The organism is Trichlorobacter lovleyi (assembly GCF_015239775.1).
GTDB classification, from domain to species: domain Bacteria; phylum Desulfobacterota; class Desulfuromonadia; order Geobacterales; family Pseudopelobacteraceae; genus Trichlorobacter; species Trichlorobacter lovleyi_B.
Window position 1 is genome coordinate 341,064 of the sequence record NZ_CP058409.1, and the last position, 18,470, is coordinate 359,533.

General features: G+C 56.6%; 17 protein-coding genes. 5 read left to right on the forward strand and 12 right to left on the reverse strand.

The window, feature by feature from the left end:
- Positions 1–16 precede the first annotated feature (16 nt).
- The 4 genes from FY034_RS01665 to FY034_RS01680 form a co-directional block, all read right to left on the reverse strand.
- Positions 17–1,507 (reverse strand): ammonium transporter, encoded by a 1,491-nt coding sequence (locus FY034_RS01665; protein WP_265553258.1) that lies wholly within the window; start codon positions 1,505–1,507, stop codon positions 17–19.
- A gap of 41 nt (positions 1,508–1,548) precedes the next feature.
- The gene (locus tag FY034_RS01670) at positions 1,549–1,887 is read right to left on the reverse strand and encodes a P-II family nitrogen regulator (protein WP_265553260.1); all 339 of its coding nucleotides are present in this window, start codon (positions 1,885–1,887) and stop codon (positions 1,549–1,551) included.
- A 453-nt stretch (positions 1,888–2,340) separates the two neighbouring features.
- A complete protein-coding gene (locus tag FY034_RS01675; protein WP_265553262.1) occupies positions 2,341–3,813 on the reverse strand; it encodes an ammonium transporter in 1,473 nt (490 codons plus the stop codon).
- 46 nt (positions 3,814–3,859) lie between these two features.
- Complete coding sequence (locus FY034_RS01680) at positions 3,860–4,198, reverse strand: P-II family nitrogen regulator (protein ID WP_265553264.1); 339 nt, start codon at positions 4,196–4,198, stop codon at positions 3,860–3,862.
- A 362-nt stretch (positions 4,199–4,560) separates the two neighbouring features.
- Here FY034_RS01680 and FY034_RS01685 point away from each other — a divergent pair, with 362 nt between their 5' ends.
- From FY034_RS01685 to FY034_RS01700, 4 genes are all read left to right on the forward strand, one after another.
- Positions 4,561–4,860, forward strand: coding sequence for a Rieske (2Fe-2S) protein (locus tag FY034_RS01685; RefSeq protein ID WP_265553266.1), 300 nt, complete (start codon positions 4,561–4,563; stop codon positions 4,858–4,860).
- The gene (gene cls / locus FY034_RS01690) at positions 4,847–6,298 is read left to right on the forward strand and encodes a cardiolipin synthase (RefSeq protein ID WP_265553268.1); all 1,452 of its coding nucleotides are present in this window, start codon (positions 4,847–4,849) and stop codon (positions 6,296–6,298) included. Before FY034_RS01685 ends, cls begins: the two co-directional genes overlap by 14 nt.
- A 100-nt stretch (positions 6,299–6,398) precedes the next feature.
- Complete coding sequence (locus FY034_RS01695) at positions 6,399–6,995, forward strand: peroxiredoxin (RefSeq protein ID WP_265553270.1); 597 nt, start codon at positions 6,399–6,401, stop codon at positions 6,993–6,995.
- A gap of 110 nt (positions 6,996–7,105) precedes the next feature.
- A complete protein-coding gene (locus FY034_RS01700) occupies positions 7,106–9,229 on the forward strand; it encodes a hypothetical protein (protein ID WP_265553271.1) in 2,124 nt (707 codons plus the stop codon).
- A 53-nt stretch (positions 9,230–9,282) separates the two neighbouring features.
- Here the strand turns inward: FY034_RS01700 and FY034_RS01705 are convergent, their stop codons facing one another.
- The 8 genes from FY034_RS01705 to FY034_RS01740 all read right to left on the reverse strand — a co-directional run bounded on the left by FY034_RS01705 (position 9,283) and on the right by FY034_RS01740 (position 17,710).
- Complete coding sequence (locus FY034_RS01705) at positions 9,283–9,504, reverse strand: hypothetical protein (protein ID WP_012468561.1); 222 nt, start codon at positions 9,502–9,504, stop codon at positions 9,283–9,285.
- A gap of 245 nt (positions 9,505–9,749) precedes the next feature.
- Positions 9,750–10,631 (reverse strand): glucose-1-phosphate thymidylyltransferase RfbA, encoded by an 882-nt coding sequence (gene rfbA / locus FY034_RS01710; RefSeq protein WP_265553273.1) that lies wholly within the window; start codon positions 10,629–10,631, stop codon positions 9,750–9,752.
- Between the two features lie 24 nt (positions 10,632–10,655).
- A complete protein-coding gene (locus tag FY034_RS01715; RefSeq protein WP_322573240.1) occupies positions 10,656–11,672 on the reverse strand; it encodes an NAD-dependent epimerase in 1,017 nt (338 codons plus the stop codon).
- A gap of 3 nt (positions 11,673–11,675) precedes the next feature.
- Positions 11,676–12,896 carry a threonine ammonia-lyase gene (gene ilvA / locus FY034_RS01720; RefSeq protein ID WP_265553277.1) on the reverse strand — a complete coding sequence of 407 codons (1,221 nt, stop codon included), beginning with the start codon at positions 12,894–12,896 and terminating at the stop codon, positions 11,676–11,678.
- A 3-nt stretch (positions 12,897–12,899) separates the two neighbouring features.
- Positions 12,900–15,110 (reverse strand): ATP-dependent helicase, encoded by a 2,211-nt coding sequence (locus FY034_RS01725; RefSeq protein WP_265553279.1) that lies wholly within the window; start codon positions 15,108–15,110, stop codon positions 12,900–12,902.
- A 31-nt stretch (positions 15,111–15,141) separates the two neighbouring features.
- Positions 15,142–16,122 carry an RluA family pseudouridine synthase gene (locus FY034_RS01730; protein WP_265553281.1) on the reverse strand — a complete coding sequence of 327 codons (981 nt, stop codon included), beginning with the start codon at positions 16,120–16,122 and terminating at the stop codon, positions 15,142–15,144.
- Positions 16,123–16,200: 78 nt separating this feature from the next.
- The gene (locus tag FY034_RS01735) at positions 16,201–16,464 is read right to left on the reverse strand and encodes a hypothetical protein (RefSeq protein ID WP_012468567.1); all 264 of its coding nucleotides are present in this window, start codon (positions 16,462–16,464) and stop codon (positions 16,201–16,203) included.
- Between the two features lie 79 nt (positions 16,465–16,543).
- Positions 16,544–17,710: a trypsin-like peptidase domain-containing protein gene (locus FY034_RS01740; RefSeq protein ID WP_265553283.1), complete on the reverse strand. Its 1,167-nt coding sequence runs from the start codon at positions 17,708–17,710 to the stop codon at positions 16,544–16,546.
- Positions 17,711–17,843: 133 nt separating this feature from the next.
- On the opposite strand from FY034_RS01740, the gene FY034_RS01745 reads away from it, so the two are divergent.
- Complete coding sequence (locus tag FY034_RS01745; RefSeq protein ID WP_265553285.1) at positions 17,844–18,437, forward strand: helix-turn-helix domain-containing protein; 594 nt, start codon at positions 17,844–17,846, stop codon at positions 18,435–18,437.
- Positions 18,438–18,470 lie beyond the last annotated feature (33 nt).

Here is an 18,470-nt window from a genome sequence, read left to right on the forward strand (position 1 = left end):
TGTGCTGCTACAGCTGTTACATGTTGTAGCCTGATTCGCTGTGCTGTGTCTGGTCAAGACCCATGATTTCGTCTTCCTTCTCTACCCGCAGACCGATGGTCTTGTCCAGGATGAAGGTGATGATCAGGGTTACAACCACTGCGTAGACACCGGCTGCCAGTACCGCAATCAACTGAATCATCAGCTGTTTGGCGTTGCCAGCCAGCAGGCCGGTTGCCCCTACGGTGGCAAACACGCCGGTGATGATGGCGCCGAAGGTGCCGCCGATACCGTGAACACCAAAGGCGTCAAGGGAGTCGTCATACTTCAGCTTGGCCTTGAGCAGGATGCCGCCGTAGCAGACCAGGCCTGCAGCCACACCCATGATCAGGGCAGCGCCGGGTTGTACGAAGCCGGCAGCAGGGGTAATTACAACCAGGCCGGCAACAACACCTGAGCCAAATCCAAGGGCGGAGGGCTTGCCGGAGTGCATCCACTCAGCGATCATCCAGGAAAGACCGGCTGCTGCAGGGGCGATGGTGGTGGTGGCAAAGGCCAGACCAGCCAAGCCGCCTGCGGCATCAGAGTTGTTGACACCAACGATTGCGGAGCCTGCGTTGAAACCGTACCAGCCGAACCAGAGCAGGCCTACGCCAAGCAGGGTCAGGGGCAGGTTGTGGGGGGCCATCCGCTCATTCGGGAAGCCGTGACGCTTGCCAAGGAAGGCCAGGAATACCAGGGCGGAGATACCGGAGGAGAGGTGAACAACCGTACCACCGGCAAAATCCAGTGCGCCCTTCTTGAACAACCAGCCGTCGGTCATCCAGACCCAGTGTGCCAGCGGATCATAGACCAGGGTGGTCCAGAGCAGAACAAACAGGCAGTAGGCTGAAAACTTGACCCGCTCAGCCATGGCGCCTGAGATCAGGGCCACGGTGATCATGGCAAACATCGCCTGGTACATGGCAAAGACCAGCTCCGGGATTGCGCCGGGTTCTTTGGTGTAGTTCTGGAAGAGGGTCCACTCCACCGTGCCGGATGCGGCATCTTTCATCACGATCAGGCCGTTCAGCATGAATTTGCTGAAGTTGCCGATCAGGCCCATACCGCCCATGTCAGGTGCAAAGGCCAGTGAGTAGCCGATTACGGCCCACTGTACGCCGACAATACCCATGGCAACAAAGGAGTGCATCATGGTGGACAGGACGTTTTTCTGGCGGACCATACCGCCGTAAAACAGGGCCAGCCCGGGGATCATCAGCAGTACCAGGGCTGAAGAGACCAGCATCCAGGCGGTATCGCCAGTGTTCAGAACCGGTTTGACGTCTGGCGGGGTTGCTGGAGCAGCAGCGGCGGGAGCGGCAACCGGTGCAGCTGCGGGAGCTGCCGCTTCAGGTGCCTTGGGCGCCTCAGTTGCAACTGCAGCAGCAGGCGCCGCATCTTTTTTCTCTTCAGCCATGGCAGATACGCCTACCAGAGCGGTGAAGAGGGTCAACATGACAACAATGAGTGAATGCTTGAGTTTCATAACCAGCCTCCTGACTATTTAAATGGCTTCTTGATGTGTGTTTAGATTGCTTCGCCACCGGTCTCGCCGGTGCGGATACGTACGGCTTCTTCCAGGCCGATGACAAAAATCTTGCCATCACCGATGCGACCGGTCTTGGCTGTGTTCTGGATGCTCTCAACCACCTTGGCCACCAGGTCGTCAGAAACAGCGATCTCCAGTTTTACCTTGGGGATGAAGTCAACGACATATTCGGCGCCACGGTACAGCTCCGTGTGGCCTTTCTGGCGTCCGAATCCCTTGACCTCGCTGACCGTGATTCCCTCGATGCCGATTTCGTTCAGGGCATCCTTGACTTCATCCAGTTTGAACGGCTTGATGATCGCTTCTACCAGTTTCATGGTGTCAGCCTCCTTTCGATCCTTCTGAGTGTGTATAGTGTTCCTGCGTTGTGGCTAAAAAATCCGGGGGCCTGACACCCCCGGTACATGAAGGAGGACAGCGGCGTTTGTCATGCCCACGCCCTGAGGCGCCTGTCGGTTATTTCCATAGCACTAGCCGTGCCATCTTTGAAAATGCCATAAAAACAGGTGGATATGTCTATAAGTAGGGCATGGAAGGTTGATACAGTGACTTATTTGCCTATCTAGTAGTCATGTCGGCGTAATTATTAGTCAGGGTGAGGGTATTTTGGTCAGTGGTGCATTTTGTTGCATGCATTGGTTTAATTTGTGAACAATAATTAAATGACTGTAAGGTTTGTCTCTTGAGAAGGTAAAAATAAGGCCCACAATCAGCATGCTCAGCTGATTGTGGGCCGTGAAATACTGCCCGTGAATGTACTACTGATGTAACTATTTGTCCTTACTGCTGCCCTCATCCGGGTTAAACATAGCTCCAAAGTGAACTGTTTGGAAATCAGGGTATGCCGAAGCACCGTGCTCAGCCATGTCAAGCCCGGCCATCTCTTCTTCCTTTGAAACCCGCATACCGATCACCAGGTCAATAACCTTGAAGAGGATCAGGCCGCAACCAAAGGCCCAGAGAAAACATGCGCCAATTCCTGCCAACTGCACACCAACCTGTTTGATGCTGAATCCGGCAGTATTAAAGAGACCTGCGGCTAAGGTGCCCCATGCGCCGCAAACGCCATGCACCGATATTGCGCCGACGGGATCATCAATTTTGATCTTATCGAAGAACATGACCGATAAAACAACCAGTACACCGGCAACCAGTCCGATAATGACAGATGAAAGCGGCGAGACATTGGCGCAACCGGCAGTTATGCCGACAAGACCTGCTAGGGCACCGTTCATGGTCATACCGACATCGGGCTTGCCAAACCTAAGCCAGGTGAAGAACATAGCAGAGTTGGCGCCCGCTGCTGCAGCAAGCGTGGTGGTTACAGCAATAATAGCGATGGTGTTGTTGCCTGTTGTTGTTGAACCGGGGTTGAATCCATACCAGCCGAACCAGAGCAGGAAAACACCCAGACCGGCCAATGGGATATTGTGACCAGGAATAGGGCGCATATTGCCATTTTTGTCATATTTGCCAATACGGGGCCCAACAATAAGTGCCCCAGCAAGGGAAAGCCACCCACCCATAGAGTGAACTACTGTTGATCCGGCAAAATCAATGAATCCAAGTCCTGCCAGCCAGCCAGCACCTTTGTACAGGCTGCCCCAAGCCCATGAACCGAATATTGGATAGATAACGGCAGAGACTACAAATGAATAAGCAATATAGGCGCTGAATTTAGTACGTTCCGCAACCGCACCGGAAATAATGGTGGCAGTTGTTGCGGCAAAAACTACCTGGAACATCCAGAAGGCAAAATTCCAGGGTTGATCAGCCTCACCTACACCGGAAAAGAAAAAGTGCGTTGTGCCAAAGAAACCGTTGCTAACCCCGAACATTAAGCCAAACCCGATTGCCCAGTAGGCAATGGCACCAGCTGAAAAGTCCATCATGTTTTTCATCAGGATGTTACAGGCGTTCTTGGCGCGGGTAAATCCGATCTCCACCATGGCAAAACCGGCCTGCATGACAAAGACCAAAAAGGCAGCGATTAATGTCCAGACAAAGTTCAGGTTGGTCTGAACCTCATCAGCTGTTAGAGGGGGCTTTGCTGTCGCTGCCGGTGCAGCAGCGACAGGAGCTGGAGTTGCTATGGCTGGTGTGGCTGTAGCAGCTGCTTGCGGGGCTTCAGCGGTTGCCGCTACTGGGGCAGCATCCTTCTTCTCTTCAGCCATGGCGGAGATACCCACCATGCCGGCGAAGAGTACAAACATGACAACAAAGAGAGCGTGCTTCAGTTTCATACCTAACCTCCTATGATCTATTTTATGATAAAACTCTTTAGCCCTGTTAAATAGCTTCGCTGCCGGTTTCTCCGGTGCGGATCCGTACTGCCTCGTCCAGGCTGATTACAAAGATTTTGCCATCACCAATCCGGCCGGTCTTGGCGGTATTCTGAATTGTCTCCACCACCTTGGTCACCAGCTCATCGGAAACAGCGAGCTCGATCTTGACCTTGGGAATAAAGTCAACCACATACTCGGCACCACGGTAGAGCTCGGTATGTCCTTTCTGTCGGCCAAACCCCTTTACTTCACTAACGGTGATCCCCTCAATACCGATTTCGTTCAGGGCGTCCTTGACCTCGTCCAGCTTGAACGGCTTGATGATCGCTTCTACCAGTTTCATGGTGCCAGCCTCCTTTCGGTTCTTGCTGCTAATTTTTATATGCTGCTGTTGCACGTCGTTCACAAAAAAAGCCCGGGGGCCTGACGCCCCCGGTAAAAGAAGGAGGACAGCGGCGTTATAAGTGCCTGCGCCGTATGGCGCCTGTCTGCTGTTACTACTAGCATTGATTGTGCCACACCTGTAAGGTGCTGTTATTGCGTGTGTTAACTTGCTTTGTTGATTGTTTTTAATCAATTTCAGCTTAAATCATTTGCACAATAAGCGATGAAGAGCTTAGATGTTCGGCATTCACGCTGGTTTTGATCATTTCAGGAACTGTGGTACGCTTATAAAATCAATCTATCTATGAAGGGGGATGAATCATGCCGGTAGTTGCACGTTTGGAAGAGGTGCCCAATCTTGGTAAGAAGCAGATAACGGTTGGAGACCAGGAGATTCTGCTGGTCAATCTGAAAGGCACGATCTACGCGGTTGAAAACGAGTGTCCACATCAGGGGGCTCCAATGGCAGGAGCACTGCTTAAAGACTCCCACCTTGCTTGTCCACGCCATGGTTACCGCTTTGAACTGAAGGATGGCAGTTGCAAAGATCACCCTGAGTTTACGCTTAAAACCTGGCCAGTCCGGATTGAAAACGGCGATATCATCATTGACCTGGCGTGACAAAACCATAGTTGATGATCTGACCCTGCTGGTCGTTTTGGGGGCTGCGCTGGCTGCTGCGATTTGGGCAGCCGGGCATGCGCTGCTGCACAAGCGTGATCCGCGCTCGGCCCTGGTCTGGGTCAGCCTGAGCCTCAGCCTGCCGGTTATCGGTTCCTTTTGTTACTGGCTATTGGGGATTAACCGTATTACCAGGCGTGCGCATGGCTGGCATAAAAGCGGTCGTCGTCTTGATATCCATGATCTCTTTCCGCCGGAGTCAAAAGTTTTATCTGCCCTGCCGGATACCTTCAGCGGGTTTTATAACCTTGAAACCTTGACCAACCGTGTGGTCAGAACCCGTAACCATCCCGGCAACCATCTTGTTCCCCTTAAAAACGGGGAAGAGGCGTATCCGGCAATGCTGGAATCCATCAGGCAGGCTCGCGACTCTATCCATCTTTGCAGCTACATCTTTGACGGAGACCAGATCGGCGGGCATTTTGTCAGCAGCCTTGCCTCTGCAGTACAGAGGGGGGTCACGGTACGGGTCATTGTGGATGCCATGGGTGAGCGTTACAGCACGGTGACTGCGCGTGCTGCCTTGAAGGACAGTGGTGTTGATATCCGTCACTACCTGCCGCTCTTCAAGGGGCCGTTTATCAATCTGCGCAACCACAGAAAGCTGCTGATCGTTGACGGGAAGATCGCCTTTACGGGCGGCATGAACATTCGCAGCAACCATTGCGTGGCAACAACAGACCTGTCCCACGCCGCCAGTGACCTGCACTTTCAGGTCCGCGGCCCTGTTGTTGGCGACTTGCAGCGTATTTTCCTGGAAGACTGGTATTTTGTCAGCGGCCAGCGCCTTGATGAGGTGCGTTATTTCCCGGTGCTTGATCAATGTGGTACAGCCCTGGTTCGAGCCATTGCCGATGGCCCGGACAAGGAGTTCCGCAAACTGGAATGGATTGTGATGGGGGCGCTTTCTACGGCAAAACAGCAGGTCCGCATAATGACCCCTTACTTTATCCCTGACCGCCCCATGGTTACGGCTCTTATCACCGCTGCACTGCGCGGGGTGGAGATTACACTGGTGTTGCCGCAGCTTAATAATCTGCCGTTTGTGGCCTGGGCCTCACGTGCCAGTCACTGGGAACTGATCAAGAATGGGATTCAGATTCTTGAGCAGCCCCCGCCTTTCGCCCATACCAAACTGTTGCTGGTGGATGGCAGCTGGGCCCTGATCGGCTCTGCCAACCTGGACACCCGCAGTTTCCGCCTTAACTTCGAGTTGAATCTTTCGCTGTACGATCGGGATATGACTGCCACTCTGAATAAGCATTTTGAATCCATGCTGGTGGCATCACACCGGGTGACGCTGCAGGAACTGGAGGCACGGCCGCTGGCAATCAAACTGCGGGACGGCGCAGCGCGGCTTTTTACGCCGTATTTGTAAAAAAAGATCAAAAGACTCTTTTTATCCTCTTGACAGCGGGCAGATTGCTTGGTATCAATTTCATACAATCAATTACACCATCCCAACAAGGAGAACCACTATGTCAACCTGTACCCTCGTAACCAAGGCTGCTCCTGATTTTACTGCCGACGCCGTTATGGCCGACAACTCATTTGGCCAGGTATCCCTCTCCAGCTACCAAGGCAAGTATGTCTATCTGTTGTTCTATCCTCTGGACTTTACCTTTGTCTGCCCCTCTGAAATCCTGGCCTTTAACAAGAAGCTGGATGAATTCAAGCAGCGCAACTGCGAACTGATCTCGATCTCAATCGACTCAAAATTCACCCACCTGGCCTGGAAAAATACCAAGCTTGAGGACGGCGGGATTGGACAGGTTCAGTTTCCGATGGTTGCAGACCTGAACAAGGAAATCACCAAGGCCTATGGTATCGAGCATCCTGCCAGTGTTGCCCTGCGTGGCCTGTTCCTGATTGATCCGAAAGGTGTGGTCCGTCATTGCGTCATTAACGACCTGCCTTTGGGCCGTAGCGTTGACGAAGCACTGCGGATGCTGGATGCGCTGCAGTTTACCGATACCCACGGCGAAGTCTGCCCGGCTAACTGGAAGCAGGGCGATGAAGCTATGAAGCCGACTGCAGAGGGCGTTGCCAGCTATCTGGCAAAGCATGCTAAATAAGCAGCACTGACAATCTGTGCGAAGCTGTCCAATCGGCGTTACCTTTCAGGTAACGCCGATTTTTTTGCTCGATTGGATGACAGCTGCTGATTTACCGGTATACTGCAGGTATGCCGTATTCCGAACTCCCACCGCATACTGCATCAGGAAGCCGAGCCACTGTAGACGGGGTGGTTGCACTTGAGCCTGTCGGCCAGTTTTTCCGGGTCTTTACCCGCAGTGAGTCAGGTGTTACCTTTCGAGACCATCCCTTTCATCCCTTTGTACTACTGGCAGATCCCGCCCTGGCCGATGCCGTACCTGTCGCAACCAGGCGGCACCACTTACAAGGAAGTGGCGGGCTCAGCTGGCTCGTGCAGCTCGACAGCTGGCGTGACTGGTGTCAGTTGCGGGAACACCTGCAGCAGTTAAACAGGCCTGCAGTGTGGTTCGCCTTTCCCGAGAGCAGCCAGCAGTTTTTGGTGGCAAGCGGGATCACCTGTTTTAAAGGCCTGGAGCCACGTGACCTGAAGGTGCTCTGCATTGCCGTGAGCGTCGACCGGGCTGATATGCAGATGCCCCGGCATGATCCGTGCGGAAACGCGGCAATTACTGCCATAGCAGTCAGCAATGGGACAGATTTTGAAGCGGTGATCAGCGCTGATCAGTTGACGGAGCCGGAACTGCTGAGGCGTCTGACCATGATCATCCAGGAACAGGACCCGGATGTCATAACCGGCTATCAGCTGAGTGAGGATGAGCTGCCATGCCTTGTCAGCCGTGCCCGCAGGCACGGGGTACGGCTTGAATGGGGCAGAAACGGCACTGAGCCGTATCAGCAGCATATGCCGGAACACCATGCCGGCCGGCCGCGCTTTGAAGTCTATGGCCGTACCGTGCTTGATACCCGGGCATTGGTCCGCCAGTATGACCGGCAGGTCCAGCCGCTGCCGGGCAGCGGGCTGCGCCAGGTGGCAACGTGGTTTGGCTGCAATACGTCCTTTGCTACGGATCAGCAGCCTCTCCGGTCTGCTGTCAGGGAGACGGTTGCGCTGTATCAGCTGCTGATACCTTACTGGTATCGCCAGGTCCAGTTGTACCCTGTCAGTCTGCAGGGGCTGCTTTCCCGAACCTCAGCGGCAGCAGTCAATGCGTTGCTGGTGCGTGAATACCTCTTCCGGCAGCATGCGGTACCGGCCCCGGCTACCCAGCGGAAGGCTGCCGAATACAATGGCAGCCAGATGCTGCGGCGGGGACGGCTGGGGCCTGTTGTTCACTGCGAACTCTCTGCATTGGCAGCTGCAATCATGCTGGCCTACCGGATTGCCCCGCACGGGGACGAGCTGGGTGTTTTTCCAACAGCACTGCGTAGCGTGCTGCAACTCTGCTCTGAACAGCCGGAACGTCTCTTGGGTAAGCAAAAGCACGCAGCATGCAGGTTGCTTTTACCGGCCTGGTCCGAACTGCTGGCTCGTGGGCAGTACCCGTTTTCCGACCCGGTAGCGGCTGGAGAGCTTGAGCGCCTCAGGAATGTGCTTGTCAGGGATCTGCTCGACTGGCTCAGGGAACAGGGGGCGGAACCGGTGGCCGCTGATCTGCAGGGCATCTATTTCATGCCACCGGCCGGACATGACGGCGACGATGAAATCGACATGCTGATCCAGCGTCTGGCCGGGATTCTGCCCTGCGGTGCAGATTTGTACTGTAGTGGTCGCTATCAGGCCATGCTTGTCTACAAGCAGAATAACTATGCCTTGCTGGAACAGGGCGGGGAGATGGTGGTCAGGGGGAGCAGTTTTGTCTCCCGTGCCATGGAGCCGTTTCTCCGGGAGTTTCTTCTGGAGGCGGTCAGGTTGGTGCTGGTCGGTCAGGGGGAACAGGTTTGCCGGCTGTATGAAGCGTTTTTGCGGCGTTTAACGGATCATACCTGCCCGGTAAGCTGGGTCACGCGGAGTGAAACCGTGCTGGATACCCGGGAGAACTATCTGCAGGCCGTACAAAGCGGGAAACGTAATCGGGCGGCGGTGTACGAGCTGGCGCTTGCAGGGCCTGGGGCCTGGCGTGTGGGAGACAAGATCCGGTATTACGTGTCAGGACATGCAAAAAATGTCATCGTGCATGAAAGTTGCCGATTGGTTGCTGACTTTGATCCAGCGCACCCGGATCTGAATATCCCCTGGTATGCCGAACGGCTGCATCAGCTCTTCAGACGGCTGGAGCCGTTTCTGCCTGCGGAGCCATCCCTGTTTGGATAAAAAAAGGCCGCATCCCGGAGGATGCGGCCTTTTTACGCTTGGCTAAGAAGCAATTACTTAGCAGGAGCAGCAGCAGGAGCAGCGGCAGGAGCAGCAGCTTCTTTCTTCTCTGCTTTCTTAGCAGCTTTCTTCTTGGCAACTTTCTTCTTGGCAGGTGCCTTCTCAGCAGCAGGTGCCTTCTCAGCAGGAGCAGCAGCAGGAGCAGCAGGCTCAGCAGCGAAAGCGAAACCAGCGAAAGCAACAGTTGCGATCAGGGAAGCGATGATCTTTTTCATGGGGTACATCCTCCTAAAGGAATTTTGATAATTTTGTTATAGCAGTAGTCATGCCAAGTTTTGGATTTGATGTTAATTTTAGTAAAATCAATATGTTAAAAATAAAGTTGTCCTTGTGGTCAATTGCGGGAACAATTTTATGCCCCAAATGAGGTATCCGGTTCTTGATTTGGGTTACCGAGTTCCGCTGCCCGGTTGTGGTGCCTTTACCGGCTATGCCAAATCTCCAGTAGTCGTGGTGACAGTTACAGTATCTGATCCTTCAAAAGCCGCATCAGGTATTGGCCATAGCCGTTCTTGGCAAGCGGTAGAGCGAGCTTTTCAAGCTGCTTGGCCGTGATCCAGTCCTGGCGCCAGGCAATCTCTTCCGGACAGGCGACCTTGAGGCCCTGGCGGTTTTCCAGGGTAGCAATAAACTGCCCTGCCTCCAGCAGGCTCTCGTGGGTGCCGGTGTCCAGCCAGGCATAGCCGCGGCCCATGATCTCAACCGACAGCCTGTGTTCCTCGAGGTAGAGCCGGTTAAGGTCGGTAATCTCAAGCTCTCCGCGGGCTGACGGCTTCAGCTCGCGAGCCCGCTCCACCACACTGTTGTCGTAGAAGTAGAGCCCGGTAACCGCATAGTTTGATTTCGGCTGCTGCGGCTTTTCCTCAAGACTGACGGCTTTGCCGTCAGCGTCAAAGGCAACGACACCGTACCGTTCAGGGTCATTGACATGGTAGGCGAAGACTGATGCCCCTGATTCGCGCTGCATGGCATTGCCCAACAGCTGATGAAAGTCATGGCCGTAGAAGATGTTATCGCCCAGAACCAGCGCAGAATGACTCGTGCCGATAAACTGCTCGCCGATGATGAAGGCCTGGGCCAGGCCATCGGGACTGGGTTGTACGGCGTACTGCAGTTCCAGCCCCCATTGACTTCCGTCACCCAGCAGTTGCTCAAAACGAGGGGTGTCCTGTGGTGTTGAGATGATCAGTATCTCACGGATACCTGCCAGCATCAGGGTGCTGAGCGGGTAATAGATCATTGGTTTGTCGTAGACCGGCAGCAACTGCTTCGATACGGCCAGGGTTGCCGGATGCAGACGGGTGCCGGCTCCGCCAGCCAGGATAATGCCTTTTCGGTTCATGCTGGTTTTTCCTTTCAATACAATTTATACGGGGCGGTTGTAGTACGAGCGGAACCATGCAACAAAGTGTGCAATGCCGTCCTCCAGGGAGGTGGCAGGTCTGAAGCCGGTCTCGGCAGCCAGTTCATCGATATCGGCAAAGGTGGCAGGTACGTCGCCGGCCTGCATCGGTAAAAAGTTTTTCAGCGCGGTTTTCCCCAGCTGGTGTTCCAGGGTCTCAATGAACTGCAACAGCTCAACCGGTTTGTTGTTGCCGATGTTGTAGATGCGATAGGGTGCAAAGCTGCTGCCGGGATCAGGTTGCGCACCGGACCAGGCCGGATTTGCCGTTGCCGGCCTGTCTGCGATGCGGATAATACCTTCCACGATGTCATCAACATAGGTAAAATCCCGCTGCATCCTGCCCTGGTTGAAGATGTTGATCGGTCTGCCTTCCAGAATGGCCTTGGTAAAGGAGAAATAGGCCATATCCGGCCTGCCCCAGGGGCCATAGACCGTGAACAGCCGCAAGCCGGTGACCGGCAGGCTGAAGAGGCTGGCATAGCTGTGGGCCATCAGTTCATTGGCCTTTTTGGTGGCTGCATAGAGTGAAACAGGGTGATCGACATTCTGGTGAACAGAAAAGGGGGTAGTACTGTTGGCGCCATAGACCGAGCTTGAGGAGGCAAAGACCAGGTGCTTGACTCCGGCATGACGGCAGCCTTCCAGGATACTCATAAAGCCGGCCAGGTTGCTGTCAACATAGGCATGGGGGTTTTCCAGCGAGTAGCGCACACCGGCCTGGGCTGCCAGATGAATCACCAGCTCAAACGGCTCCGAGCTGAACAGACGCTCAACTGCCGGGCGGTCTGCCAGGTCTGCCTGTACAAAGCTGAAGCCGGGGTGGGGGTGCAGTTGTGCAAGCCGGGCCTGTTTCAGGCTGACATCATAGTAGCTGTTCAGATTGTCCAGCCCCAGGACCGCATCGCCCCGTGCCAGCAGGCGCTGGCAGAGGTGAAAACCGATAAAGCCGGCTGCGCCGGTAACAAGTATCCGCATGATAGCTTACTGCTCCGTTGTGACAGAATAACCGCGCTTGGCAAGCAGGCCGAGCACCTCGTGGGCATGCTCCTGGCCACGGGTCTCCAGCAGCAGCTGTACGGCGGTGGTACCCATCACCAGCCCCTTGGTGCGGCGATCATGGGTAATGTCATGAATATTGGCCTTGGCCTCTGCCAGGTCAGTAGCCAGATGGGCCAGGGCGCCGGGGGTGTCCTGCATCTCGATCCGTAGCTTCAGGTAACGGCCTGCTGCCAGCAGGCCCCGTTCCACCACCAGCGCCAGGGTGCGGACATCAATATTGCCGCCGGAGAGCAGGCAGACCGTTTTCCCGCGGATTCCCTTGGCACGGCCATTCAGCAGGGCAGCCAGGGGGACGGCTCCGGCCCCTTCCACCAACAGCTTGCTTTTTTCCAGCAACGCCACAATGGCCAGGGCAATCTCCTCCTCTTCCACCAGCACCAGGTCATCCACCAGATGTTGTATGATCGGCGTGGTTATCTGACCGGCCTTTTTGACCGCAATGCCGTCGGCAATAGTGGTGCCCAGCGGGACTTCGGCAATGGCGTTGTCATGCACGGCCCGGTACATGCAGGGGGCTGCCGCTGATTCCACGCCGATGATCCGCACCTGGGGGTTATGCTCCTTGATGGCCGTGGCAATGCCGGCCAGCAGACCGCCACCGCCGATCGGCACCAGCAGGTTGGCCAGGTCCGGCAGGTCTTTCATGATCTCAAGGCCGATGGTGCCCTGACCGGCCATGACCAGCGGATCATCAAAGGGGTGGATGAATACGGTCCCACACCGGTTGCTGTCTGCCTGGGCTGCTGCAAAGGATTCATCAAAGTTGGCGCCGGTCAGGACCACCTCTGCCCCCAGGTCGCGGGTGGCCTGTACCTTCTGGGGCGGCGTGCTTTCCGGCATGAAGATCTTGGCCGGTACCCCCAGCAGGTCAGCAGCATAGGCCACCCCCTGGGCATGGTTGCCGGCCGAGGCTGCCGTCACTCCCTGGGCCAGTTCGCTGCGGTCACGGGCCGTCATGAAGTTCATGGCGCCGCGCAGCTTGAAGGCCCCGGTGGTCTGCAGGTTTTCGCATTTGAGCAGCAGGGGGTAGCCCAGCTGTCGGCTGAAGTGGTTGGAGCTGATCAGCTCCGTATGGCGGACCCGTTTGCGCAGGCGGTCCTGGGCTTCCAGCACCAGTTCATAGTTGAGGTGTGTTGATTCCATGGCCTATGCCCGCTCCAGTCCGGCAAATCTCAGCAGCAGTTTTTTGGGGCCGCAACCGGCAAACCAGACGATCGCCTTCTGGTCGTCCCCCTTGCCCTCAATCTTGCGGATGGTGCCGAGCCCGAATTTGGCATGGCGCACCTTGAGCCCGACATAGATGCCGTTGCCATAGTCATCGCCCGGCTCCGGCACCATCTCCACCTCGGCAATGGCCGAAGCCACCGCGGCAAGGTTGTGGGAGGGGGCAGCAGAAAAAGAACGTGTGTGCTGAGGTGCCGGGGCCGGTTCCGGGCTGTAGGAGACATGATTGCGCTCCATCAGCTCCGCCGGGATCTCCTTTAAAAAGCGTGAAGGCAGGTTGGCCTGCTCCTGGCCAAAGATCATCCTGCGCCGGGCATACAGCAGGTAGAGCCGTTCCCGGGCCCTGGTCATTCCCACGTAGCAGAGTCTGCGCTCTTCTTCCATGCCGTCCGGGTCGTCCAGTGAGCGGACATGGGGAAAAAGCCGTTCCTCCATCCCCACCATGAAGACCGCCTTGTATTCCAGGCCTTTGGCTGCATGCAGGGTCATCAGGGTCACCGAGGGCCTACCCGCCTCGCCCCGCTCCAGGTCAGAGACCAGTGCCACCTGTTCCAGAAAGTCGGCCAGACCGGCCTCGGGGTTGGCTGTGCTGAACTCCTCCACTGCCGAGACCAGCTGGGCCAGGTTTTCCAGCCGTTCGCTGTCCTCTTCATCCCGGCTTTCCCTTAAGCGTGCCAGATAACCGGATTCTTCCAGTATGGCTCGAACCAGTTCAGGCATGGTTGTGGTGGCAGCAACCCGCCGGAACCGTTGCAGCAGCTCCACAAAGGCCGCCACCTTGCTGCGGGGGCCGGAGCCCAGCAGGTTTGAGTCCACTGCCCGCTCAAAGGCCTCAAACAGGGTGAGCTGTCCCTGTCTGGCCAGTTCCGCCACCCGTTCCACCGTGGCTGCCCCGATCCCGCGGGGCGGCACATTGATGACCCGCTTCAGCGAGACATCATCGGACGGATTCTCCAACAGGCGCAGATAGGCCAGGATATCCTTGATCTCAAGCCGGGCATAGAACCGGACACCGCCCACGATATGGTACGGGATCCCCTCGGCGGCCAGCGCCTCTTCCAGCAGGCGGGATTGGGCATTGGTGCGGTAAAAGGCGGCCATCTCCGACAACGGCAGCCCGTTGCGCTGCAACAGGGCGATCTCTGATGAAACAAAACGGGCCTCAGCCCGGTCGGACTCCAGCCGCTCGCAGCGGATCGGCTCACCATCCGGATTATCCGTCCAGAGCGTCTTGGCCTTGCGTCCGAAGTTTCTGGCCACCACGGCCCCGGCCGCCTGCAGGATGGTGGGGGTCGAGCGGTAGTTCTGCTCCAGCCGGATCACGCTGACCTTGGGGAAGTCCTTTTCAAACTCCAGGATGTTGCGGATATCGGCCCCGCGCCAGGAGTAGATTGACTGGTCATCATCCCCCACCACGCAGAGGTTCTGGCGTTCACCGGCCAGCAGGCGGATCAGGCGGTACTGCACCGGGTTGGTATCCTGATACTCGTCCACCAGCAGCCACTGAAAACGGTGCTGCCAGCGGGACAAAACCTCGGGAAACTGCTCGAACAGCCGTACGGTCTGCAGGATCATATCGCCAAAATCAAGGGCATTGCAGCGCTTGAGGCGCTCCTGATAGGCGGCATAGATCCTGATGAACTGCTGGTTCCAGAGATCCCCCGCCGGCAGTTCGTCCGGCAGCAGCCCGCGGTTCTTGCAGTCATCAATCCGCGCACCGATTCCGTTTGCCGGATAGCGTTTGTCATCCAGATTCAGCTCCTTGATAACATCCTTCAGCAGCCGTTCACTGTCCTTGTCATCATAGATGGCAAAGGAGGACTCATAGCCGAGCTGATGGATATCCTGGCGCAGGATCCGGCCGCAGGTGGCGTGGAAGGTGGCAATCAACGGGGTGTCATGGGAGCCGAGCAGGTGCTGCACCCGTTCGGCCATCTCTTTGGCGGCCTTGTTGGTGAAGGTTACGGCCAGGATATTCCAGGGGCGGATGCCGTGCTCCCGGATCAGATGCACGATCCGGTGGGTGATCACGCGGGTCTTGCCGGAACCGGCACCGGCCAGGATCAGCAGCGGGCCTTCAGTATGCAGTACGGCCTGTTTCTGCGGCGTATTGAGGTGGGCTAATAAATCCATACAGGGGTTGTAGTATCGTGTATCTGCAGCGTCAAGAAAAAGTAGCGCCCGCAGCGGCGGTCTCCCGCAGATAGGCCAGAATCCCGCTGAAGTCCTCCGGCGGTTCACTGCTGAACTCCTGGTACTGGCCGGTGACCGGATGAATGAATCCCAGCACCCGGGCATGCAGGGCCTGCCTCCCCAGGTGGGAGATCATCCCCTTCAGACGGGTGTCTTTGAGGTTGTTGAAACGGCCGCCATCCGGGTAGAGCGGATCACCCAAAAGCGGCATGTTGGCCTCGCTCAGGTGGACCCTGATCTGATGGGTACGCCCGGTCTCCAGCCGCAGCTGCACCAGGCTGGCTGCTCCGAATCGTTCCAGCACCCGCCAGTTGGTGGTTGCCTCTTTGCCGTGCTTTGCCTTGCCTGACATCCGCAAGCGGTCAGTGGGGTGACGGCCGATGCTGTTGCTGACCTTGCCGGTATCGTCATTGGGTGAGCCATAGATCAGGGCCCAGTAGAGCCGCTTAATGCTGTGCGCGGCAAACTGCTCCGCCAGCCCCCGGTGGGCGATATCATTCTTGGCAACCACCAGCACACCGGAGGTGCCTTTGTCCAGGCGGTGCACAATGCCGGGCCTGATCTCACCACCAATACCGGACAGGTCAGTGCAATGGCCCAAGAGGGCATTCACCAGGGTGCCGGAATCCACCCCGGCGCCGGGATGGACGGTCATGCCGGCCGGCTTGTTGATCACAATCAGGTCGTGGTCTTCATACAGGATATCCAGGGGGATCTGTTCTGCCAGCGGCACTGCCGGTGCCGGCGGCGGTATCTCCACAGTAATCTGTTCGCCCCCCACCAGTTTCATTGATGAGCGTGGTTTTCCCTCCGTCAGCACCACCTGACCATCGTCAATCAGGCGCTGTACCGTGGCGCGGCTCAGATCGGTCAATCGCGTAGCCAGGAAGGCGTCCAGCCGTTGTCCGGCCGCCTCAGCCGGTACCTCAATGCAGTAATGGGTTGTTTCCACAGAGACTCCAAACAGAAGAGGCGCGCCACCAGGACACGCCTCACTCTGATTTATATGCAATCCGGTCTTGCTGAACTGCTACCAGATAGCTGATTCAATCTTGCCGGCCCGCTTGATCAGAATATCCACCAGGGTCAGATCGAACATCCGTTCCGGGTCAAGTTCCGGGGCAACCCGGGAATAGAAATGCTGGCGTCCTTCTTCGATCTCTTCAGACAGCACATCAAAGATGTTGTCATTTTTGATGCCGCTTTCCACCTTCTCCTGATTGTAGATCGCCACATCGGAGATAATGGCCCGTGCCAGACGTGCCGCCTGTTCCTTGGTGGTGATGATATTCATGGTTCTTCCTTTCGGGGGGAAGTCATCCAAGCATTCGCAACACTCTAGCTCAGATTTACCGCAAAGTAAATCAATTGACTTAGCGTGCGCTGTCTTCCTGCTCAATACGCCGTGCCGAGGGAGCACTATCGGCATTACCGGGCTTGACCGTGACCGTTATTTTACGCCCCCCGCGCAGAACCACCACCGGCACTGCAGCACCGATCCGGGTCACCGCCACCAGCTGCTGCAGATGGGAGGGGTCCCGTACCTCGCTAGAGCCAAATGCGACTACCAGATCACCTGCCTGTAGGCCCCCTTTGGCAGCCGGGCCATCACCCTGCACAGCGGCAATTACGACGCCGGCAGGCTTGCTGAGCCCTAGGGAACGGGCCTCTTCTTCAGTGACCGGTTTGATGCTGACCCCCAGCCAGGCCCGGGTTACCTTGCCCTTTTCAACCAGCTGGCTAATGATCGGGCGGGCCATGTTGGTGGGGATGGCAAAACCGATCCCCTGCCCGGCCGCCACGATGGCGGTGTTGATTCCCACCACCTCGCCGTGGATATTCAGCAGTGGTCCGCCTGAGTTGCCGGGGTTGATGGAGGCATCGGTCTGGATGAAATTCTCGATGCTCTCGATCCCCACATTGGAACGGCCAGTGGCAGAGATGATCCCTACCGTCATGGAGCGTTCCAGGCCAAACGGATTGCCGATGGCAATGGCCCATTGGCCCACCTCAAGCCGGTCCGAATCTCCCAGCACCGCCACCGGCAGGTCACCGGCATCAATCTTGATCACGGCAATGTCGGTCTTGGGGTCACCGCCCACGACCCTGGCCTCATAGACCTTGTCGTTGGAGAGCTTGACCCGGATACTCTCGGCATCCCGGACCACATGCTCGTTGGTGACAATAAAGCCGTCCCGGCTGATGATGAAGCCGGACCCCAGACTCTTGTCACGCCGGGTCTGCGGGCCGCCGCCAAAAAACTCCTCAAACAGGGGCGGCAGGTCCGGGAACGGGCGTACCAGCTTTTTGCGGCTGATGGTTGAGATGTTGACCACAATCGGGGTCACTTTTTTTGAGACCTGGCTGAAGGCGCGCTGGGTGGAGAGGATATCGGCCGGCACATCCTTGACCGGCGGTTCAGCTTCGGCAGCCGGACGTTTTGATTTGAAAAAGAGCGGCTCGTCCTTTGAGGAAGAACAGGAGCCAAGGATGACGGCGGCGGAAATAAGCAACAGCAGTCGGATCGGTGTGCGCATCATATTGACAACCTTGTTAAATGGATTGTATACAGGAGCATCATTGCCCCATAGAACGGGGTTAGGCTAGCCCAAAGGCGGCAGGCTGTCAACTGCTTCGCCCGCTGGGGCGACGGCAGCAGCCAGGAGGCATACCGTGACGGATATTAAGGCACAAATCAAGGAGTTCCGGATTGGCGAAAAGATCCGGGGGCAACGTCAGCAACGGCGTTTGACCCTGCAGGAATTGTCGGAATTGACCGGCCTTTCCAAACCGCTGCTGTCCCAGATAGAAAATGAGCAGGTGGTGCCTCCCCTGGCTACGTTGCTGAAGATTTCCCGCGGCCTTAAGGTTGATATCCATTTTTTCTTCGAAGATGAGGGCAACCGCCAGAGACTGGTGCTGACCCGGGGGGATGATCTGCGGCCTGACCTGCAGCGTCAGGCGGTCAATGCCGAAAACCGGCCTTACACCTACCACTCCCTGGCCCATGGCATGCGCCAGAAGCATATGGAACCGTTTCTGGTGGAGGTGAAAAACTCAACCTGGGATGACAAACTCTTTTTCCGGCATGAAGGGGAGGAGGAGTTCCTCTATGTGCTGGAGGGGGAGATTGACCTGCATTACGGCAACGAAGTCCACCGGGTGAAAAGCGGCGACAGCGTTTACTACGACTCCAGCGAACCCCACGGACTGGTGTCGGTGGGGGACCAGAAGGCCCGGATTGTTGCGGTGCTCTACTCGAAATAACCTCCTGTTTTGCTCTCGTACCGGACGCCGGTT